The following is a 21,853-nucleotide window of genomic DNA, read 5'->3' on the forward strand; positions in this document are numbered from 1 at the left end:
GTCACCGGGCGCCGTTCACAGGGAGCACTGACCGCTCCGGCAGGTGAGGAGGCCGCAGGGGGCACTGGTCCCGCAGCGACACCCGCCGTTGGTGCAGTTGTCGGCCTTGTTCGCGTCGCAGGCGTCGCAGGTGGCGCCGTTGAGGCCGCAGGCCGTTGTCGTGTTGCCGTTCCGGCAGGCCGTGCCCTGGCAGCAGCCGGCGCAGGTGTCCGGGTCACAGACGCAGGTGTCCGCCTCGCAGCGCTCGCCCTCGCCGCAGGGCGTGCCCCGGGTGCCGCACGAGCAGGCCCCGCTCGCGGTGCACTGATTCGCTCGCCCGTCGGCGACGCAGTCGACACACGCCACGCCGCTGCCACCGCAGGCCCGCGCCGAGGTGATGGGCACGCATGTGCCGCCGGGCTGGACGCAGGTGGTGCAGACGCTGCCGCCCGCGTCCGGAAGCCCCGCGTCTGGAAGCCCCGCGTCCGGTTCCCCGGCGTCCGGGTTGCCTCCGTCCGGTGTTCCCCCGTCGGGCTCTCCGGCGTCTGGCTCCCCTCCGTCCGGCGTGCCTCCGTCCGGCTGGGGGCCGGGCTCGTCGGGAATGGGCGACAGCCGCAGTTGGAGCTCCAGCTCCTCGCCCTTGCGCGGCGTGGCCTCCACGCGCGTGCGGGCGATGGGCACGCCACCCAGGAGCGCATCCACCTGGAGCTCGAAGGGAACGCCGGGCGGCGTGTTGAAGCGCAGGCGCAGCGTCTGCTCTCCGGAGAAGGGCGCGCCCTCCTGTTCGGGGCGGCGCTCGGGGCCGAACCAGGACTCGCCGTCGCGCAGGCCGCGCAGCTCCAGCTGGGTGGCCCCGTCCGCGCCCTCGACGCGCAGGAAGAGGGAGGTGGTGTCGTCGCCGCACGACACGGCGGCGGTGAGCAGCAGGGCGAGGAGGGCTCGGGAGGCGCGGCTCATGGCACCGTCACCGTGCCCAGGTTGGCGCGCGGCTCGCTCGAGCGCGTGAGCAGCACCGTGGTGGTGGCCCCGACGGCGACGACGCCCACGCCCGCCCAGAACCACTTGCTGCGCAGGAAGGCGGGGACGGAGGACGGTCGCTCCGCGGACTGCGCCTCGGGTGTCAGGGGCACGGCGAGCGGCGTTCCCTGCCGGGATTTATTCTCGAGCTCGGCCTGCTTCGTGTCCATCGTCTGGATGAGCTCATTGACGAGCGGCGCGTCCGGCGACTCCGGGTCCAGCGCGAGGTAGCGGCGGTAGAAGAACGCGGCGCGCTCGTACTGGCCGAGCTGGCGGTGGCACTGGCCGATGTTGAAGAGGAGCGCGGGCTCGGGGACGAGCCGGTAGGCCTCCGAGTAGCCGCTCAGCGCGTCGTTGAAGTTTCCGAGGTCGTACTCACGCTGCGCGTAGTCGAAGAGGACGCGGGCGGCGGACTTGGGGTCCTCCTTGCTGGCGGCGCCCGGCTTCGGCGGCGCGGCGGACGCGGCGGCGGCGAAGAGGGGCAGGGCGATGAGCAGCCAGCTACTTGCGGAACGGATTGAGGAGGCCATCTGTGGACTGGAGTCTAGCGCCTCGCCTGGGCCCCGCCGGGGCCTTGCCGCCCGTGGAGGCGGCTTTGTTCGGATTCAGCGTCACCTCGACGTGGGCGCCCTCCTCGGGTTTCGCCACCGCCTGCGCGGGCTGATAGCCGCGCAGCTCGAAGCGCAGGGCGCGCGGCTCCGTCACGGAGAGCTGGAGCGGGGTGACGCCGAGCGTCTCGCCCGTGTCGTCCTGAATCACCCGCGCGCCGGCCGGTGTCGAGCGCACCTGGAGGAGGACCTCGGCCGGCGCGGGCGGAGGCGCGGGCGGGGCCGCCACTCGTGGCTCCGCCGCCGTGCCCGTCGAGGCGACCGCCGGCGCAGTCGGCTGGGGGGCCGGTGCTTCCGCGCGCGACCACACGAGGGCGCCCGGAATGACGAGCAGCGCGACGCCCGCGGCGGCGAGCCACGGCCACCGGCGGCGCTTCCGGGACACGGGCTCCGTCACCCGCACCAGCACCGGCATGGGAGCCGGCGCCAGCATGGAGACCGGGGGCTGCTCGGGCACCGGTACCGGCACGGCGGGAATCACGAGCGGAATGGGCTCGCGCGCGAAGGGCCGCAGCGCCTCCGCGAGCGCGTCCATCGACGCGAAGCGGTCCTCCGGCGCCTTCTCCAGGCAGCGCAGCACCACGGCCGCGAGCCCGGGCGGAATCGGCTCTCCGGCGGGCGTCGTCTCGGGCAGCGGCGGCGGGGGCCGGACGATGAGGTCCACCGCCCACGTGCCCAGGTTCGTCGGCTCGAAGGGGCGCCGCCCGGCGAGCAACTCGTACAGCACCGTGCCCACCGCGTAGAGGTCCGCGCGCCCATCCACTTCGAGGCCCGACGCCTGCTCGGGCGCCATGTAGCCGGGCGTGCCAATCACCGCGCCCGCGAAGGTGTCCGGGTTCTTCGCGAGCCGCCCCGTGGTGAGCTTCGCCACGCCGAAGTCGAGCACCTTCACGAAGTCCGGCTCGCTGCCCCGCGCCGTCACGAAGACGTTGTCCGGCTTGATGTCGCGGTGGACGACGCCCGTGCGGTGCGCCGCGCCGAGCGCCGCGCAGAGCTGCTCGACGATGCGCACCGAGCGCCGCACGGCGAGCGTCTCGCGCTCGAGCAACTCCCGCAGGCTGGCGCCCTGGAGCAGCTCGAGCACGCAGTAGATGCGCGCAAGCGCCTGGGCGGGAGCGGGCTCCTCCACGAAGTCGAAAATCTCCACGATGTTCTCGTGGTTGATGGCGTTGACCGCCCGCGCTTCCTGGAAGAAGCGCTGCACCAGCGAGTGGTCCACCACGTGCTGGGGCTTCAGGATCTTCATCGCCACCGGCCGGCCCAGCCGCACGTGCCGGGCCTCGTACACCACGCCCATCGCGCCCTCGCCGATGACGCGCTCGAGCCGGTAGTTGCCGAGCACCTCGCCGAGGTTCGCCACCGGGCTCGTCCCGGCCGCGGGCGGCGGGGGCTCGGGCGTCACCGGAGGTGGGGGCGTGCGGAACCACGTCGCCTCCAGCCCGCCCGGGTCCAGCACGGAGCGGAGGGCCTGCCGCGCCTCCGCCAGGTCGGCGAATCGCGCCTCCGGCTCCGCGTCCAGGCAACGGAAGAGCGGCGCATTCAGACACGCCACGTCGCCTTCCAGCGGCTGCAGCGGCGTGCCGGGCGGCGTGCCGGACGCGGCTTCATAGAGGAGCGCCCCGAGCTGCCGGACGCACTCGCGGGGCTCCGCGGGCGCGGCCCCCACGCCGGGCGCGAGCGACGCGGACAGCTTCGCCAGCCCGTCCTCCAGCACCACGCGGTCCGCCGTCAGCGCGCTCCCCGCGGGCGCTCCCGCCTGCTCCAGGAAGCAGCTCAGCGGCTCGACGAGCTCCAGCACCTCGCGCGGCGACAGCCGACCGAAGCCACGCAGGTACGCGCCCAGCGTGCGCACCTGTGGTGGCGTGGGGAGCACGGTGGGGGCGTCTTGCGGTGGTGGCGTGGACGCGTCGCGCCGGGCACCTGGTGAATCTTCGGTCGATGACATGCGCTGACAGCGGCATTGTGAAGCCGGGCTGCCGTGCCATGCAAGCCGGCGGGGCCGCTGTCCTCGGCAGGACGAATAACGCGAGGGGGGCGGGTAGCCAACCCGATGAGGCAGGACCTAGCTTGGGGGTCGCGTGGGGCCGGTGGCGCCTGGAGGCAACATGGAGACCTTTTCACGGTCGGTCTACGACAGCGCCTTGAACCGCCAGCTCCAGCTGCTGCGCGAGGTGCTGGCCACGCGGCAGCTGGACGCGGAGGCGGTGGAGGCCCTGGAGGTGCTGACGCGCCGGCTCGCGGACCGAGGCCAGCGCCTGCGCATGCTGGGGCAGATGCTGAAGGGAACGCCTCCACCCATGGCGGCGGCCGTCGAGCCCGTCACGCCCGCGTACATCAAGGCCACCGTGGAGCGCTCCGACGCGGAGCTGCTCCAGGAGCTTCCCGCGCTCATCGAGCGGCTCCGCGCGAAGGGTTCCTGAAGACCCGCCCATCCCTGGAGTGCATCGCTGTCCGTTGCCGGACAGTCGAGCCCTGCACTGTCGCCTGGTGACCAGGCAGCACTGTCCGGGGGGCTGGCCCAAGTCCGCGCCAGTGCGGGAGAACACCGCTTCGCCAAGAGATTCCCGTCCCACGGCAGCCGCAGGCTCTGCCGGACCCGGACCGACCAGGGGCTCACATGACCACCAAGAAGGTTTCTCCCCGCCGCCCCCCCGCGGTGGCCCCTCCTCCGCCGTCACGGGCCCGCGAGGAAGACGACGCCAACAGCCTGGACTCGCGACAACTGCTGCGCGTGCTCACCGCCGTCCGCAAGGGCGACTTCTCCCAGCGCATGCCCATGGACAAGGTGGGCAGCGCCGGCAAGGTGGCCGACACGCTCAATGAAATCATCGAGCTCAACGAGCGCATGGCTCGCGAGTTCGAGCGCATCGGCACCGTCGTCGGCAAGGAGGGCCGCATCACCCACCGCGGCAACGTGGTGGGCGCGGTGGGCTCCTGGGCGGACTGCGTGGAGTCCGTCAACACGCTGGTCGCGGACCTGGTGCAGCCCACCACGGAAATGGGCCGCGTCATCGGCGCGGTGGCCAAGGGCGACCTGTCCCAGACGATGGCGCTGGAGGTGGACGGCCGTCCGCTGAAGGGCGAGTTCCTCCGCACCGCCCGGCTGGTGAACGGCATGGTGGAGCAGCTCGGCGCGTTCGCCTCGGAAGTGACGCGCGTGGCCCGCGAGGTGGGCACCGACGGAAAGCTCGGTGGACAGGCCAAGGTGAAGGGCGTGGCCGGCACGTGGAAGGACCTCACGGACAACGTGAACTCCATGGCCTCCAACCTCACCGCGCAGGTGCGCAGCATCGCCGAGGTGACCACGGCCGTGGCCAGGGGCGACCTCTCCAAGAAGATCACGGTCGACGTGCGCGGCGAGATTCTGGAGCTGAAGAACACCATCAACACGATGGTGGATCAGCTCTCCTCGTTCGCCTCGGAAGTGACGCGCGTGGCGCGTGAAGTGGGTACGGAAGGCAAGCTGGGCGGCCAGGCCGTCGTGAAGGGCGTGGGCGGTACTTGGAAGGACCTCACGGACAACGTGAACTCCATGGCCTCCAACCTCACGGCGCAGGTGCGCAACATCGCCGAGGTGACGACGGCCGTCGCGAACGGTGACCTCTCCAAGAAAATCACGGTCGACGCGAAGGGCGAGGTGCTGGAGCTGAAGAACACCATCAACACGATGGTGGACCAGCTGAACAGCTTCGCGTCCGAGGTGACCCGCGTGGCCCGCGAGGTGGGCACGGAGGGGAAGCTCGGCGGTCAGGCCATGGTGAAGGGCGTTGCCGGGACGTGGAAGGACCTCACCGACAACGTGAACAGCATGGCGTCCAACCTCACCTCGCAGGTGCGCAACATCGCCGAGGTGACGACGGCCGTCGCGAACGGTGACCTCTCCAAGAAGATCACCGTGGACGTGCGCGGTGAAATCCTGGAGCTGAAGAACACCATCAACACGATGGTGGACCAGCTGAACTCGTTCGCCTCGGAGGTGACGCGCGTCGCCCGCGAGGTGGGCACCGAAGGAAAGCTGGGCGGGCAGGCCGTGGTGCGCGGTGTCGGTGGCACGTGGAAGGACCTCACCGACAACGTGAACAGCATGGCGTCCAACCTCACCGCGCAGGTGCGCAACATCGCCGAGGTGACGACGGCCGTCGCGAACGGTGACCTCTCCAAGAAGATCACCGTGGACGTGAAGGGCGAGGTGCTGGAGCTGAAGAACACCATCAACACGATGGTGGACCAGCTCCGCGCGTTTGCCTCGGAGGTGACTCGCGTCGCCAAGGAAGTGGGCACCGACGGAAAGCTCGGTGGTCAGGCCGACGTGAAGGGCGTTGCCGGCGTGTGGAAGGACCTCACCGACAACGTGAACAGCATGGCGTCCAACCTCACCGCGCAGGTGCGCAACATCGCGGAGGTGACGACGGCTGTCGCCAACGGTGACCTGTCCAAGAAGATCACCGTGGATGTGCAGGGCGAAATCCTGGAGCTGAAGCAGACCATCAACACGATGGTGGACCAGCTCTCGTCGTTCGCTTCCGAGGTGACTCGCGTCGCCCGCGAAGTGGGTACGGAAGGAAAGCTGGGCGGTCAGGCCGTCGTGAAGGGTGTCGCCGGTACGTGGAAGGACCTCACGGACAACGTGAACTCCATGGCGTCCAACCTCACGGCGCAGGTGCGCAACATCGCCGAGGTGACGACGGCCGTCGCGAAGGGCGACCTGTCGAAGAAGATTACGGTCGACGCGAAGGGCGAGGTGCTGGAGCTGAAGAACACCATCAACACGATGGTGGACCAGCTCTCCTCGTTCGCCTCGGAAGTGACGCGCGTCGCGAAGGAAGTGGGTACGGAGGGGAAGCTCGGTGGTCAGGCAATCGTTCGCGGCGTCGGTGGAACGTGGAAGGACCTCACCGACAACGTGAACAGCATGGCGTCCAACCTCACCTCGCAGGTGCGCAACATCGCCGAGGTGACGATGGCGGTGGCTCGCGGTGACCTGTCGAAGAAGATCACCGTGGACGTGCGCGGCGAGATTCTGGAGCTGAAGAACACCATCAACACGATGGTGGACCAGCTCAACTCGTTCGCCTCGGAGGTGACTCGCGTCGCCCGCGAGGTGGGTACGGAAGGAAAGCTGGGCGGTCAGGCGATTGTGCGCGGCGTCGGTGGAACGTGGAAGGACCTCACCGACAACGTGAACAGCATGGCGTCCAACCTCACCGCGCAGGTGCGCAACATCGCGGAGGTGACGACGGCCGTCGCGAATGGCGACCTGTCGAAGAAGATCACCGTGGATGTGCGCGGCGAAATCCTGGAGCTGAAGAACACCATCAACACGATGGTGGACCAGCTGAACAGCTTCGCCTCGGAAGTGACGCGCGTCGCCCGCGAGGTGGGCACGGAAGGAAAGCTGGGCGGGCAGGCCATCGTGAAGGGCGTTGCCGGGACGTGGAAGGACCTCACCGACAACGTGAACTCGATGGCGTCCAACCTGACGTCGCAGGTGCGCAACATCGCCGAGGTGACGACGGCGGTGGCCAGGGGCGACCTGTCCAAGAAGATCACCGTCGACGTGCAGGGCGAAATCCTGGAGCTGAAGAACACCATCAACACGATGGTGGACCAGCTCTCCTCGTTCGCCTCCGAGGTGACGCGCGTGGCCCGCGAGGTGGGCACCGAGGGCGCGCTGGGCGGTCAGGCCGAGGTGAAGGGCGTGGCCGGCACGTGGAAGGACCTGACCGACAACGTGAACAGCATGGCCTCCAACCTCACCACCCAGGTGCGCGGCATCGCCAAGGTGGTGACGGCGGTGGCCAACGGCGACCTGAAGCGCAAGCTGGTGGTGGACGCGAAGGGCGAAATCGCCGAGCTGGCGGACACCATCAACGGGATGATTGACACGCTCGCGGTGTTCGCCGACCAGGTGACCACGGTGGCCCGCGAGGTGGGCATCGAAGGAAAGCTGGGCGGCCAGGCCCGCGTGCCCGGCACCGCTGGCATCTGGCGCGACCTCACGGACAACGTGAACCAGCTCGCCGCCAACCTCACCACGCAGGTGCGCGCGATTGCGGAAGTCGCCACCGCCGTGACGAAGGGTGACCTCACGCGGTTCATCACCGTGTCCGCGCAGGGCGAAGTGGCCGCCCTCAAGGACAACATCAACGAGATGATCCGCAACCTGAAGGACACCACGCGGAAGAATACGGAGCAGGACTGGCTGAAGACGAACCTGGCCAAGTTCACCCGCGTCCTCCAGGGACAGCGCGACCTGCTCACGGTGTCCAAGGTCATCCTGTCGGAGCTGGCGCCGCTGGTGGATGCGCAGCACGGCGTCTTCTACATCTCCGAGCGCGCCGAGGGCGGCGAGCACATGCTCAAGCTGCTGGCGTCGTACGCGTACCGCCAGCGCAAGGGGCTGGCCAACACGTTCAAGTACGGCGAGGGGCTCGTCGGCCAGTGCGCCCTGGAGAAGGAGCCCATCCTCCTGTCGGACGTGCCGGACTCGTACATCCGCATCTCCTCCGGGCTGGGCGAGGAGGTGCCGCGCAACATCGTCGTGCTGCCGGTGCTCTTCGAGGGTGAGGTCAAGGCCGTCATCGAGCTGGCCTCCTTCCACCGCTTCAGCGAGGTCCACCTGGGCTTCCTGGAGCAGCTCACGGAGTCCATCGGAATCGTCCTCAACACGATTGCCGCCAACATGCGCACGGAGGCCCTGCTCAAGCAGTCGCAGGCGCTCACCGACGAGCTCCGCAAGCAGCAGGAGGAGCTCACGGAGACGAACAAGCGGCTGGAGCAGCAGGCCACGTCGCTCCAGCAGTCTGAGGAGCTGCTCAAGCGGCAGCAGGAGGAGCTGCGCAGCACCAACGAGGAGCTGCAGGAGAAGGCGAAGCTGCTCTCCGAGCAGAAGACGGAGGTGGAGCGCAAGAACGGCGAAGTCGAGCAGGCCAAGCGCGCGCTCGAAGAGAAGGCCGAGCAGCTCAGCCTCACCTCCAAGTACAAGTCCGAGTTCCTCGCCAACATGAGCCACGAGCTGCGCACGCCGCTCAACTCGCTGCTCATCCTCAGCCAGACGCTCAGCGACAACGTCGACGGCAACCTCACCCCGCGGCAGGTGGAGTTCTCGAAGACGATTCACGCCTCCGGCGCGGACCTGCTGGAGCTCATCAACGACATCCTCGACCTGTCCAAGATCGAGTCCGGCACCATGGCCGTGGACGTGGGGCCGCTGCGCTTCAGCGACCTGCGCGAGTTCGTGGACCGCACCTTCCGGCAGGTGGCCGACAAGAAGGGGCTGGAGTTCACCATCGGCCTGGCGGAAGCGCTGCCCGGCGAGCTGGAGACGGACGCCAAGCGCCTGCAGCAGGTGCTCAAGAACCTGCTGTCCAACGCCTTCAAGTTCACCGAGTCCGGCACGGTGGCGCTGCGCATCGGCATGGCGAAGAGCGGCTGGACGTCGGACCACCCGGTGCTGACCACGGCCCCGTCGGTAGTCGCCTTCTCCGTGGTGGACACGGGCATCGGCATCCCGAAGGACAAGCATCAAATCATCTTCGAGGCGTTCCAGCAGGCGGACGGTTCCACCGCGCGCAAGTACGGCGGCACCGGCCTGGGTCTGTCCATCAGCCGCGAAATCGCGCGCCTGCTGGGCGGCGAAATCCGGCTGGAGAGCGAGGTGGGCAAGGGCAGCATGTTCACCCTGTACCTGCCGCTGGACTTCGTGGTGGAGCAGCGCCCCCCGCAGGAGTCGAGGGCCCGCGAGCCGCTCCATGCGGCCCCGACGCTGCCCCCGCACTTCCCCGACGAGGGCGGAGCCTTCCCGTCGGTCCGGGTGGACATCGAGGACGACCGCGGCTCCATCCAGCCGGGAGACCGGGTGCTGCTGGCGGTGACGCACACCGCGGACCACGCGGCGCGGCTGCGGGCCGCGGCGCAGGGCACGGGCTTCAAGGTGCTCGTCTCCACGGAGGTGGAGGGCGCGCTGGACGCCGTGCGCAACGCGCGGCCGGTGGCCGTGGCCGTGGACCTGGACCTGCCGGAGATGGCGGGCTGGGTGGTGCTCGACAGGCTGAAGCACGACGCCGCGACGCGGGCCCTGCCGGTGTACACGGTGTCGGATGACGACCACCGCGAGCGCGCGCTCAACCTGGGCGCCATCGGCCACCTCCAGGCGGCGGCGGACCCGGAAATCGCCGCGCAGGCGTTGGAGTCGCTGAAGAGCTTCGTGGAGCGCAAGGGCCGCGCGCTGCTCATCGTCGAGGACGACGACGTCCACCGGCAGACGCTGGTGGAATTGCTGGGCAGCGAGGACGTGCGCATGACGGCGGTGGGCACCGGCGTGGAAGCGCTGAGCGCCCTGGCCGACCGCCGGTTCGACTGCATGGTGCTGGATCTGGGCCTGCCGGACATGGCGGGCACGGAGCTCATCCGCCGCATCCGCGAGCTGCACGGCGCGGGCGGGCCGCCCATCATCGTCTACACGGGCCGCGAGCTGACGCGCTCCCAGGAGACGGAGCTGCGGCGGGTGGCGGAGGCCATCGTCGTCAAGGACGCGCAGAGCCCCGAGCGGCTCCTGGAGGAGACGAGCCTCTTCCTCCACCGCGCGCCCGCGCAGCTCACCGAGCCCAAGCGCCGCATGCTGGAGAAGGCGCGCGAGAGGGACCCCCTGCTCGTCAGCCGCAAGGTGCTGGTGGTGGACGACGACGTGCGCAACATCTTCGCCCTCAACACGGTGCTGGAGCGCTACGGCATGCGCGTGGCCTTCGCGGAGAGCGCGCGTGAGGGCCTGGGCCTGCTGGAGAAGGACACCGACATCGAGCTGGTGCTGATGGACGTGATGATGCCGGAGATGGACGGCTACCAGGCCATGCGCGCCATCCGCCGCATGGAGCGCGTCAGCCACCTGCCGATTATCGCCCTCACCGCCAAGGCGATGAAGGGCGACCGCGAGAAGTGCCTGGAGGCGGGCGCGTCCGACTACATCACCAAGCCGGTGGACATCGAAAAGCTGCTCAGCCTGCTGCGCGTCTGGCTGCACGCGCCGCGCGGCACGCAGCCTCGCGGCCCGCGCACGGAGGTCTCCAGTTGAGCACGGGCACTCCCAGCGCGGAGCTGGAGTCCATCGAGGTGGACCTGCTCCTCGAGGGCGTGGCCCGGCAGTGGGGCTTCGACCTGCGCAGCCACGCCCGGCCGCTGCTGCTCAGGCGGCTGCGGCGGCACCTGCGCGAGGAGCGGCTGGAGACCTTCTCCGAGCTGCAGGCCCGCGTGCTGCATGACGGCGAGGCGATGGACGGCCTGTTGCGCACGCTGTCCTGCACCCCGCCGTCGCTGTTCTCGGACCCGGACTTCTTCCGCGACTTCCGCGCGCGGGTGGTGCCGGTGCTGCGCACCTGGCCGTCGGTGCGCGTGTGGCACGCCGGCTGCGGCACGGGCGAGGACACCTATGCCCTGGCCATCCTCCTCCAGGAGGAAGGGCTGTGGGGGAAGTGCCGGCTGTATGCGTCCGACTCCAGCGAGGGGCTGCTGGCGGACGCGCGCACCGGCGTGCTGCCGCTGCCTGGCGAGGACGACGCGCGCCGGTACGTGGAGGGCGGCGGCAAGGGCACCCTCACCGACTACTACATGCGCGACGGCAACTGGGCGCTGCTCCAGCCGAAGCTGCGCGACGGCATCTTCTTCACCCAGCACAACCTGGCGACGGACGGCTCGTTCAACGAGTTCCACGTCATCGTCTGCCGGGACACGCTGCTCACGTTCAACCGCACGCTGCACAACCGCGTGCATGGGCGCCTCTTCGAGAGCCTCGCCCGCTTCGGCTTCCTGTGCCTGGGGCGCAAGGAGTCGCTGGCGCGCACGCCGCACGCCGCGGCGTACGAGGAGCTGGAGGGCTCGGGCCGCATCTTCCGGAGGGTGGAATGAGCTCCATTGGCATGCTGGTGGTGGGAGCGCCGCGCGCCGCGGCGGCGGACGTGGAGACGCTGCTGACGCTGCTGCCGCGCGAGCTGTCGGCGCCGGTGGTGCTGGTGCTGCACCGGGGGCCCCATGACGCGCTGGCCGCGCCGCTGGGCCGCCGCTGCGCGCTGCCGGTGGTGGAGCCGGACGACAAGGATGACCTGACGCCCGGCCGCGTGTACCTGGCGCCCGCGGGCTACCACCTGCTGGTGGACAAGGGCAGCGTGGCCCTGTCCGTGGAGCCGCCCGAGCACGGCCAGCGGCCCTGCCTGGACGCCCTCTTCGAGTCTGCAGCGGACAGCTATGGCCCCCGGGCCGCAGGGCTGCTCTTCGCCGGGCACGAGGACGGCCCGGCGGGCCTGGCGCTGCTCCAGGCGCGCGGTGGCCGCGTGGCCGTGGTGGGCGAGGACGGCGAGGGCGGCGGTGGACAGGACGGCCCGGTGGAGCGGCTGTCGCTGGACACCGTGGGCGCGTGGCTGGCGCGACTGGCGTACGTGCCGCGCGCCAAGGTGCAGTCTTGAGCACCCCGCTCACGCGCGAGCGTCTGCCGGCGGTGACGCTGGAGCCCGTCTCCGTCCTCCTGGTGGACGACCAGGCCGAGGGGCTGCTGGCGCTGGAGGCTACCCTGGCGCCTCTGGGGCAGCGGCTCGTCACCGCGCGCAGCGGCCGCGAGGCGCTGCGCCACCTGCTCACCGGCGACTTCGCCGTCATCCTCCTGGACGTCGTCATGCCGGAGATGGACGGCTTCGAGACGGCGCAGCTCATCCGCGAGCGCGAGCGCAGCCGCGACACGCCCATCCTCTTCCTCACCGCCCTGTCCCAGGGGCAGCTGCCGGAGCTGCGCGCCTACGCGGTGGGCGCGGTGGACTACCTCCTCAAGCCCTACGAGCCGGAAATCCTCCGCTCCAAGGTGGGCGTCTTCGTGGACCTGTTCCGCAAGACGGAGCTGGTGCGGCGGCAGGCCGAGGCGCTGCGCGAAGTCCAACGGCACGTGCACGAGCGCGAGCTGGCGGAGGCGAACCGGCGCGCGGAGGTGGAGCGCGGCCGCGTGCGCGAGGAGCTATTGCGGCGGGAGATGGAGACGAGCCGCAACCAGTACCGCTGGCTGGAGGCCGTGCTGGCCGCGCTGCCCACGCCGCTGGCGCTGGTGGAGCCGGGCAGCGGCCGCACGCTGCTGGCCAACCGGGCGGCACAGGGACTGGCCGGCGGGTGTCTGGCGTACCGCGAGGCGAGGGACCTCTACGGCGACGCCGTCTTCCGGGGCCCGGACGGGCAGCCGCTGGCGGAGGCGGCCATGCCGCTGATGCGCGCGGCCGGTGGTGAGGCCCTCCAGGGCCTGGCGGTGGAGTGGGAGCTCAACGGCCACCATGGAGCGGCGCTCGCCTTCAGCGCGCTCATGCCGCAGATGCACGGCCGCCCGGAGACGGTGCTGCTGGCGCTGCTGGACGTGACGGCCCTGCGCGCCACCGAGCGCGAGCTGCGGCGGGCCCTGCTGGGGCGCGACGCCCCGCTCGACGCCGTCCGCCTCGTGGAGGGCCTGCGCGGCCTGCCGGCTCCGGATGGCTCTCCTCCCGCGATGGACACCGGCCAGGCGGCCGACCCCGGCACCCCCAGCGTTGAACATCCCCGCGAGGGAAATGGTTGACGCACCAAATAACATGGGCAAGGTGGGCGTGTGAGCGATGCCGGACTTCCACCGCGGGTCCAGCGCTTCATCACGACGCATATCGACTCCCTCGAGAAGCTGGAGGTGCTCCTCCTGCTTTGGGCCCGAACAGACCGGGAGTGGACGGCGTCAGCGGTGAGCCTGGAGCTGCGAATCACAGAAACCTCGGCGACCGCGCGGCTGGTGGACCTGGCCGCGAGCGGGCTGCTGGTGGGCAACGGGGCGACTCCGCCCGCCTGGCGCTTCAGTCCCTCCCATTCGGAGGACGCGCAGGCGGTGACGGAGCTGTCGGCGGTGTATGGCGCGAAGCGCGTGAGCGTCATCACCTTCATCTTCTCGCGGCCCCTGGACAAGGTCCGGGGCTTCGCCGAGGCCTTCGTGTTGAAGAAGGACAAGGACGGTGGTGGCCATGGCTGAGGCCGTCTACATCCTCTGCGCCCTGACCAGCGTGGCCTGCGCGGTGCTGCTCCTGCGCGCCTGGAAGCGCACCCAGTCGCGGCTGCTCTTGTGGAGCGGCCTGTGCTTCGCGGGGCTGGCCCTCAACAACGTGCTGCTCTTCGTGGACCTGGTGCTGCTGCCCACGGCGGTGGACCTGTACATCCCACGCCTCGTCACCGGCCTGGCCAGCGCGGCCATCCTGCTCTACGGCCTCATCTGGGATGCCTCGTGAAGGTGGACGCATGATCAACCCCATCATCAACGGCGCGACGGCGATGGCGTGGTTCGCGTGCGCGCTGTTCTTCCTGCGCTTCTGGAAGCAGTCGCGCGACAGGCTCTTCGCCTTCTTCGCGCTGACCTTCGCGCTGCTCGCGGGCAACGCGGTGGCGGGCGCGCTCATCGACGTGAGCGACGAGCGGCGCTACTACATCTACGTGGTCCGCCTCTTCGCCTTCCTCCTCATCCTCTACGCCATCTGGGACAAGAACCGGGCCTCGCGCCGCGCCGGGTAGGCCCGACACACGGCCTTCAGCGGCTCCTTGCGCGGACGTCACCACGGTTCCGTGAATTCATGGAATACTAATCCTTCAGACCTTTCTGGAGGAGCATGGATGCGCCTGAACCGTCGTGACTTGCTTCGTCTCTCCGCGCTGGGTGGCGGAGCGTTGGCCCTGGGACCCGCCTTCTGGAAGGAGGCGTATGCCGCGCCGGCCCGGCCGGGGCCGAGCCCGTATGGCGCCATGTCCGGCTCGCCCGACGCCAACGGCGTGCGGCTGCCGGCGGGCTTCTCGTCGCGCATCATCGCCGGCTCGGGGCGGGTGGTGGCGGGCACGGGCTACACGTGGCACGGCGCGCCGGACGGCGGGGCGTGCTTTCCGCTGGCGGCCGGCGGCTGGGTGTACGCGTCCAACAGCGAGCTGTTCGACGGTGGCGGCGCGAGCGCGGTGCGCTTCGACGGCGGCGGCGCGGTGGTGGGCGCGTATCGCATCCTCGCCAACACGCTGCTCAACTGCGCGGGCGGCCCGACGCCGTGGGGCACGTGGCTGTCGTGCGAGGAGCACAGCGACGGCAAGGTGTGGGAGTGCGACCCGACGCGGCCGTCGCAGGGCGTGGCACGCGGGGCGCTGGGCACCTTCCCGCACGAGGCGGTGGCGGTGGACCCGGTGGGCCGGCGGCTGTACCTCACGGAGGACAGCGGCAGCGGGCGCTTCTACCGCTTCACGCCGTCCGCGTGGCCCTCGCTGACGGCGGGCACGCTGCAGGCGGCGAAGGTGACGGGAGACCCGGTCGCCGGCACGGCCACGCTGAGCTGGGTGAACTGCTCCGCGTCCAGCCCGGCGTCGTCGCAGTCGTCCGTGGCGTCGAAGACGACGGTGTTCAACGGCGGCGAAGGCTGCTGGTACGACAGCGGCGTCGTGTACTTCACCACCAAGGGGGACAACCGCGTGTGGGCGCACACGCCGGCCACCCGGACGCTGGAGGTCATCTACGACGACCTCTCCTCGACCTCGCCGCTCACCGGCGTGGACAACGTCACCGTGGCTCGCTCGGGCGACCTCTACGTGGCGGAGGACGGCGGCAACCTGGAAATCTGCATCATCACCCCGGGCCCCAACCGCGTGGTGGCGCCCTTCATCCGGCTGGTGGGCCACGACAGCTCGGAAATCACTGGCCCGGCCTTCAGCCCGGACGGGCGGCGGCTGTACTTCAGCTCGCAGCGGGGCACCACCGGCATGGAAGACGGGGGCATCACGTTCGAGGTGAGCGGGCCGTTCCGCTGAGCCTTCCGGTGACTCGCTGACGTTGGGATGGGGACGCCGTGGCGGGCAGCGCACGGTGTCCCCCGGGGGGCCATGGCGGTGCTTGACGGTGGCGGGGGGCTCCCGCCACAACGCGCGCATGGCCGACTCTTCGCTTCCCCGCTTCAGGCCGCGCCGCGCCCTGGGGCGCACCGGCTTCATCGCCACGGCGGTGGGCATCGGCGACATCGCCGACCGCGCCACGCCCCGGGACACGCTCGTCACTACGCTGCGCCGCGCGCTGGATGCCGGGCTCAACGTCATCGACACCGCGCCCAACTACGAGGAGGGCTTGAGTGAAGAGACGGTGGGCGAGGCGCTGCGCGGCCGGCGCGAGGGCGTCTTCCTCATCGACAAGGTGGACGCGCTGGATGCGCCGGTGGCGCCCCAGGTGGAGGGCAGCCTGCGGCGGCTGGGCCATGAGTCGGTGGACCTGTTCGTGTTCCACGCGGTGTCGGAGCCCGCGGCGTGGGAGCGGCTGGCCGCGCCCGGGGGTGGCCTGGAGCAATTGGACCGGTGCGTGCGCGAAGGCAAGGCGCGCTTCCGGGGCATCTCCAGCCACCACCCGGACGTGCTGCTAGCGGCGCTGCGCTCCGGGCTGTGCGACGTGGTGATGTTCCCCCTGGGGCCCTTCGTGGACGCGCGCTACGTGGTGGACGTGCTGCCGCTGGCTCGCTCGCTGGGCGTGGGCGTGGTGTCCTTCAAGACGTTCGGCGCGGGGAAGTTGCTGGGCGACACGGAGGGCTATGGCCGGCCGCTGGAGGCGAGGCCGCGCGGCAAGGTGGGCTCGGGTGGCCGCGAGGACCGGGACGCGCCCGTGCTGCCGCACCTCACGGTGGAGGAGTGCGTGCGCTACACGCTCACGCTGGACCCGGACGTCATGCTGATGGGCATGAGCCACCCCAACGAGCAGGACGCGGCGCTGCGCGCGGCCGCCGCCTTCCAGCCCCTGTCCACCGAAGAGCTGGCGCGGGTGCGCGAGCACGCCCGCCAGGCCATCCAGGGCAAGGGCGCCGTGTGGTGGGACCCGCCCGCCAAGGCCACCGGCGCGGGGTGACGCGAGGGGCGGGAAGCCACGGCACTCCTTCGCGGGGCGGACTCGTGGAAGGAACCCTCCTTCCGCGCCCGCCGGCTGCGGGGCGGACTCGTGGAAGGAACCCTCCTTCCGCGCCCGCCGGCTGCGGGACGGACTCGTGGAAGGAACCCTCCTTCCGCGCCCGCCGGCTGCGGGACGGACTCGTGGAAGGAACCCTCCTTCCGCGCCCGCCGGCTGCGGGGCGGACTCGTGGAAGGAATCCTCCTTCCACGCCCGCCGGCTGCGAGGGGGGCTCGTGTCCTGGAGGCGTCTCGCTGCGAGGGCCGGATTCCTCACCCGTGGTGCGACGCCCCGTACGGCGCGCGAGCCTGCGGGTCCGCCACCTGACACTCGTCTCGTACTCCAGGGAGGGGGCAGGTGCCCGTATCGCGGGTGCGTCATTATCTGGGGCCGCCATGTCGCGCCGCCCTCCGTCCCTGTCGCGGCCCGCGTCCGTGGCCGAGCCGTCCACGCCCGTCACCGCCGACGCTGGAGGCGTGCATCAGGGCGAGGGTTCCGGGGCGCCCGTTCCCGTCAACAGTGGCAACGTGCTCGTGCGCGAGGGCTTCGATGCGTCCGCTCTCGCGAACGGGGAAGGCATGCATCCGCGCGAGGGCTTCGATGCGCCCGTCTCCGCCGATGGTGGAGGCGTGCCCGCGCGCGAGGGCTCCCGGAGGTCCGTGCGCCTCAATGGACGCGACGACGCGGAGGAGCGCATCGCCTTCCTCGCCACCGCCGGGGAGCTGCTGTCCTCGTCGCTGGAGTGGCGCACGGTGCTGCGGCGACTGGCGGAGCTGACGGTGCCCGTGCTGGCGGACTGGTGCGTCGTGGACGTCCTCACCGACGACGGCCGCGTGGAGCGCGTGGCCGCGACGCACTGGGAGCCGGAGAAGGTGGCGCTGGTGCATGAGCTGTGGCGCCTGCGGCCTCCGGACCTGTCCACCCCGGGCGACCTCTCCGAGGTGCTGCGCACGGGCAAGCCGGTGTTCCTGCCCGAGGTGACGGACGCGATGCTGCCGGGAATGTTGCGCGTCCCCGAGCAGCTCGAGGTGGCGAAGCAGCTGGGCGTCCGCTCCGCCATCGTCGCCCCGCTGCGCGCGCGCGGCCGGACGCTGGGCGCCGTCGCGCTGATACGCGGCGACCAAGGCGGACGCTTCCAGGAAGCGGAGCTGGAGCTGACCCTGGAGCTGGCCCGCCGCGCCAGCCTGTCGATGGACAACGCGCTGCTGTACGCCGAAGCGCGCGAGGCCCAGTTGCGCACCGAGCGGCTGCAGGCCGTCACCGCCGCCCTGTCCCGCGCCGTCAGCGGGGAAGAGGTCGCCGAGGTGGTGATGCGCGAGGGGCTGGGCGCGAGCGGTGCGGTGCGCGGCGCCGTCCTCGAGGTCCGGGAGGATGATGGCATCACCGTGCGGGGCTCCTTCGGCTACACGCCGGAGCTCATCGGGTACTTCCGGGCGTGCAAGGTCTCCGAGGAGCCGCTGCTGCAGCGGGCACGGGAGCAGCGTGAGCCGCACTGGTTCACGCACCTGGAGCGGATGTCGCCCGCGTCGGACCCCGCCGTGGCGCTGGGCGAGGGCGCGCGGGCCCTCCTGCCCCTGCTGGTGGAGCGGGGCACGCGCGGCTTCCTGGTGCTGGCCTGGGATGCGCCGCGCGCCTTCGTCCCCGCCGAGCGCGCCTTCCTGGAGGCGCTGGCGTACCAGTGCGCGCAGGCGCTGGAGCGCGCGGCGCTGTACGAGACGCTGCGCGAGCGCGGCGAGCGGCTGCACCATGCGCTGGAGATGGGGAAGGAGGCCGAGGAGCGGCTGTTCTTCCTGCTCGACGCGAGCCGCGCGCTGGCGGAGCACCTGGACGACGTGGAGTGGACGCTGGAGCACGTGGCCCGCGCGGCGGCGCGAGGCGTGTCCACCTGCTGCCTGGTGGAGCTGGCGGGGCCGGACGGTGCGCTGCGGTGCGTGGCCGCCGCTCACCGGGACGCGACGCGCGACGCCTTCGTGCTGTCCACGCTGTCGCCCACGCTGAGCGACGGCACGTTGCACCTGGCTCGTGACTGCTTCCGGACGGGGGAGACGCGCTACCTGCCGGAGGTGGGCGAGGACCTGCGCGAGCGCATGTGCGAGGGGCCGGAGCACCGGGCGCTGCTGGAGGTGCTCGACCCGCACTCGCTGCTCGCGGTGCCGGTGCGGACGCGCGGGCGCACGCTGGGCGTGATTACGCTGGGCACCGCGCCCCCGCAGCGGCGGCTGGGCACCGCGGATGTCACCATGGCGGAGGAGCTGGCGCGGCGGGTGGCGGTGGCGCTGGAGAATGCGTCGCTGTACCGGGACGCGCAGGCGGCGGTGCGGCTGCGCGACGAGTTCCTCTCCGTGGCCAGTCATGAATTGAAGACGCCGCTCACCAGCCTCAAGCTGCAGCACGGGCTCATCGACCGCGCGCTGGGCACCGAGTCGCGCGAGAAGGTGGGCCCGCGGCTGTCCACGGCGATGCGCCAGGTGCACCGGCTCACCGCGCTGGTGGACAGCCTGCTGGACGTCAGCCGCATCTCCCTGGGCAGGCTGTCGCTGGAGCCCGCGGAGGTGGACCTGGGCCAGGCGGTGCGCGACGCGGTGGACCGGATGGAGGAGGTGTTCGCCCTGGCGGGGTGCTCGGTGCGCGTGGACGTGCCGGGGCCGCTGCCGGGACGGTGGGACTTGCTGCGGCTGGACCAGGTGCTGGTGAATCTGCTGACCAACGCGGCGAAGTACGGCGCGGGCCGGCCCGTGGTGGTGGAGGCCTTTCCCGAGGGCACGGGGGAGGTGCGGCTGTCGGTGCGCGACGAGGGCATCGGCATCGCCGCGGAGGACCTGGCGCGCGTGTTCGGCCGCTTCGAGCGCGCCGTGTCGGAGCGGCACTACGGCGGGCTCGGGCTGGGGCTCTACATCAGCCGGCAGATTGTGGACGCCATGGGCGGGCGCATCGAAGTGGAGAGCCGCCCGGGCGCGGGCTCCATCTTCACGGTGCGGCTGCCGCGAGGGCTCGACGCGGGACGGTGAGCGGAGGCGGCGCGCGCACCGTGGCACGCGTCCGGTTCAGGTTCAGGCAGCGTCCACGGAGGCAGGCCACGCCCATGCTCAGCGCTCCGCGCGAGGCTCCTCGCGCAGCAGGGTGAGCGCCCGCTCCAGCACTTCGTCGCGGCCGGAGCGCAGGCCGCGCACGGTGGGCTGAACCTCCACGTCGGGGCGCAGGCCCACGCCCTGCACGGCGCGGCCGTCGGGCGTCTCGAAGCGCTGGCCGGTGAAGAGGACGCAGATGGCGCCGGGCAGGCACACGTTGGTGGTGTCGCCCACGGCACCCGCGGTGGGACTGCCCACCAGCTTCGCGCCCGAGGCGGCCTGAAGCATCATCGCCGTGTACTCGCCCTGGCTCAGTGTGCGCGCGTCGACGAGCACCACCACGCGGCCCCGGTAGAGCGGCTTGTCGGTGGTGGGCAGGGCTTCCGGGTGACGCACCTCGCGCACCTCGCCCGCGGACAGCAGCGGCCGGGAGATGAGCGCGGACGTGGTGGCGCCGCGCGTGTTGAGGCGCGGGGCCAGGGCCCACGCACTGCCTCGCGGGTAGCCACGCAAGTCGAACACGAGCCCGCGCGTATCCTTCAGCGCGTCCAGCATGGCGTCCACGCCCTCCGCGCGCAGCAGACGCAGGTCCGCGTAGCCCACGCCGCCCTCCAGCTTCTTCCACGGCGTGGGGCTCTCCGGCGGCGGGCGGAGGAAGGGGAGGAAGTCTCGCGAGCGGAGCAGCTTCGACTCCTTCATCCGGCCATCCGCGCCCTGGAGCATCATCACCACGGGCGTGCCGTTCGCGCCCGCGAGCAGCAGGCTCGCCACGCGCGCCTGCCGGGCCGCGGCGTGGGACGCGCCGAGCAGCGCACCGAGCCGCTCGGCGCGGGTGGCCACGGCCTCTCCGTCCACGGACATCACCTCGTCGCCGAGGGAGATGCCGGCGGCGCGGGCGGCCTCGGGCACGGGCAATTCCGTGACGAGGAAGCGGCCCTCCACGGCCTGGAGCCCGAGCGGCGCGCTGGCCTCCGCGAGCGAGCGCAGCGGCACGCCGCCTTCCGCGACGAAGATGTGGCCGTCATTCACGCGGGCCGCCAGCGCGTAGAGGACGCGCGTGTATGCGGGCGCATCGGCCGCCTCGCGGGCCCGGGCGAGGAACGTGGGCAGCACCGCGTCCCAGTGGCTCAGCGCCTTCGGGTCCGGGTGGAAGAAGCGCATCACGTTCCAGAAGCGGATGACGGCGAGCATCCGGTAGGGCTCGGCCGGGTAGGGCATGAACTCGTAGGCGTCGTCCGGGCCGCCGGTGGGCAGCGTCGTGCTCGGGGTGGAAGCACGGGCGGAGGTCTTCGCGGTGCCCGAGCGCAACAGGCGCAAGGCGGCCTGGAAGGCGGGGCCGGAGTCCTGCGCGTCCGTGCTCGCGGGCACGGTGACGTCCGCGCGCAGTCCGGGGGAGCCGGAAGGGAAGGCGAGCTCCGACGCACGCACCACCGCGTGGTGGCCGCCCGGCAGAGGTACCTGACGCACCTGCACGGCGGAGGACTCGTCGAGCGCGCCCTGGGACACGAGGAAGGTGCGCGGTGAGGCGCGCAGGGCCAGCAGCAGCGGTGACAGCGGCGTGCGGCCGTTGACGAGGAAGGCGACGGAGCGCTTCGGATTGCCGGAAGCGGGAGCGAAGGTGCGGGCCAGTCGTGTCTCCACCGAGGCGCTGTAGCCGCCCGAGCTGGGGCCGAGCTGCACGGGAAAGCCGGAGTACACGCGGAAGCGCTCGGCGGGGGCCGTCACCTTCTCGGAGGGAAGCGAGCGCTCCAGGAAGCCGAGCGCCATGTCCATCCAGATGGCCTCGTCGGGGCCGCTGGCGCGCAGGTCCACGATGACGCGGCGGGCCTTCGCCAGCTCGGGCGCGAGCGCCGCCATGGCGGGGAAGAGCTCGTCGAGGTTGGCGTAGCGGCGGTCCAGGTCCACCACGAGCACGTCCCCGGACCAGAGGGAGAAGGGGCCCGGGGCCCTGGTGGACTCCTGGGCTGGCGCGGGTGGGGTGTCGCGCTCCACGCGGGTGAGCGGGTCGTCGAGGCGGCGCAGCATGGACTGGACGGCCTCCGCGAGCGCCTCGGGCGTCTTCGCGGCGGTGGCCTTCGGGAGGGCCTCGATGAGGGCGGCGTCCCAGTCCACCTCGCGGAAGGCGAGCGCGGGGTGCACGTACTTCACCGTGCCCCAGACGCGGCCCAGGAGGGCGGCGTTCTCCATCGCGGGCTCGGGCCTGTCGTCGGAAACGGGATCGGCTGCGGCCGGAAGGGCACCGAGTACCA

At 71.4% G+C, this 21,853-nt stretch carries 15 protein-coding genes; 11 read left to right on the forward strand and 4 right to left on the reverse strand.

What is annotated here, in order from left to right; genetic code table 11:
- Nucleotides 1-15 precede the first annotated feature (15 nt).
- From G4D86_RS53700 to G4D86_RS03845, 3 genes are read right to left on the reverse strand one after another with little or no spacing between them, the layout of a single operon-like run.
- The gene (locus G4D86_RS53700; protein ID WP_163989410.1) at nt 16-936 is read right to left on the reverse strand and encodes a hypothetical protein; all 921 of its coding nucleotides are present in this window, start codon (nt 934-936) and stop codon (nt 16-18) included.
- The gene (locus tag G4D86_RS03840) at nt 933-1,526 is read right to left on the reverse strand and encodes a tetratricopeptide repeat protein (RefSeq protein WP_163989502.1); all 594 of its coding nucleotides are present in this window, start codon (nt 1,524-1,526) and stop codon (nt 933-935) included. Before G4D86_RS03840 ends, G4D86_RS53700 begins: the two co-directional genes overlap by 4 nt.
- Complete coding sequence (locus tag G4D86_RS03845; RefSeq protein WP_163989503.1) at nt 1,498-3,477, reverse strand: protein kinase domain-containing protein; 1,980 nt, start codon at nt 3,475-3,477, stop codon at nt 1,498-1,500. Before G4D86_RS03845 ends, G4D86_RS03840 begins: the two co-directional genes overlap by 29 nt.
- A 232-nt stretch (nt 3,478-3,709) precedes the next feature.
- Here G4D86_RS03845 and G4D86_RS03850 point away from each other — a divergent pair, with 232 nt between their 5' ends.
- The 11 genes from G4D86_RS03850 (at nt 3,710) to G4D86_RS03900 (ending at nt 19,544) form a co-directional block, all read left to right on the forward strand.
- On the forward strand, nt 3,710-4,024 hold the full coding sequence (locus G4D86_RS03850; protein WP_163989505.1) for a hypothetical protein: 315 nt from the start codon (nt 3,710-3,712) through the stop codon (nt 4,022-4,024).
- 197 nt (nt 4,025-4,221) lie between these two features.
- Nucleotides 4,222-10,674, forward strand: coding sequence for a HAMP domain-containing protein (locus tag G4D86_RS03855; RefSeq protein WP_240360025.1), 6,453 nt, complete (start codon nt 4,222-4,224; stop codon nt 10,672-10,674).
- Entirely contained in the window at nt 10,671-11,504 is an 834-nt protein-coding gene (locus tag G4D86_RS03860; protein WP_163989506.1) for a CheR family methyltransferase, read from the forward strand. Before G4D86_RS03855 ends, G4D86_RS03860 begins: the two co-directional genes overlap by 4 nt.
- Nucleotides 11,501-12,058, forward strand: coding sequence for a chemotaxis protein CheB (locus G4D86_RS03865; RefSeq protein WP_163989508.1), 558 nt, complete (start codon nt 11,501-11,503; stop codon nt 12,056-12,058). Before G4D86_RS03860 ends, G4D86_RS03865 begins: the two co-directional genes overlap by 4 nt.
- Nucleotides 12,055-13,182, forward strand: a complete 1,128-nt coding sequence (locus tag G4D86_RS03870; protein WP_163989510.1) for an ATP-binding response regulator — start codon at nt 12,055-12,057, stop codon at nt 13,180-13,182. Before G4D86_RS03865 ends, G4D86_RS03870 begins: the two co-directional genes overlap by 4 nt.
- A 30-nt stretch (nt 13,183-13,212) precedes the next feature.
- Nucleotides 13,213-13,620 (forward strand): hypothetical protein, encoded by a 408-nt coding sequence (locus G4D86_RS03875; RefSeq protein ID WP_163989512.1) that lies wholly within the window; start codon nt 13,213-13,215, stop codon nt 13,618-13,620.
- On the forward strand, nt 13,613-13,873 hold the full coding sequence (locus tag G4D86_RS03880) for a DUF5985 family protein (RefSeq protein ID WP_163989514.1): 261 nt from the start codon (nt 13,613-13,615) through the stop codon (nt 13,871-13,873). The genes G4D86_RS03875 and G4D86_RS03880 overlap by 8 nt, the downstream gene beginning before the upstream one ends.
- A 10-nt stretch (nt 13,874-13,883) precedes the next feature.
- A complete protein-coding gene (locus tag G4D86_RS03885) occupies nt 13,884-14,153 on the forward strand; it encodes a DUF5985 family protein (protein ID WP_163989516.1) in 270 nt (89 codons plus the stop codon).
- Nucleotides 14,154-14,252: 99 nt separating this feature from the next.
- Entirely contained in the window at nt 14,253-15,422 is a 1,170-nt protein-coding gene (locus tag G4D86_RS03890; protein ID WP_163989518.1) for an alkaline phosphatase PhoX, read from the forward strand.
- A gap of 118 nt (nt 15,423-15,540) precedes the next feature.
- Nucleotides 15,541-16,497, forward strand: coding sequence for an aldo/keto reductase (locus tag G4D86_RS03895; RefSeq protein ID WP_163989520.1), 957 nt, complete (start codon nt 15,541-15,543; stop codon nt 16,495-16,497).
- 434 nt (nt 16,498-16,931) lie between these two features.
- Complete coding sequence (locus G4D86_RS03900) at nt 16,932-19,544, forward strand: sensor histidine kinase (RefSeq protein ID WP_240360026.1); 2,613 nt, start codon at nt 16,932-16,934, stop codon at nt 19,542-19,544.
- Between the two features lie 78 nt (nt 19,545-19,622).
- On the opposite strand, the gene G4D86_RS03905 is transcribed toward G4D86_RS03900, so the two are convergent.
- On the reverse strand, nt 19,623-21,791 hold the full coding sequence (locus G4D86_RS03905) for a S41 family peptidase (protein WP_163989522.1): 2,169 nt from the start codon (nt 21,789-21,791) through the stop codon (nt 19,623-19,625).
- Nucleotides 21,792-21,853 lie beyond the last annotated feature (62 nt).

Origin of the sequence: Pyxidicoccus caerfyrddinensis, assembly GCF_010894405.1 — a bacterium.
Taxonomy (GTDB): domain Bacteria; phylum Myxococcota; class Myxococcia; order Myxococcales; family Myxococcaceae; genus Myxococcus; species Myxococcus caerfyrddinensis.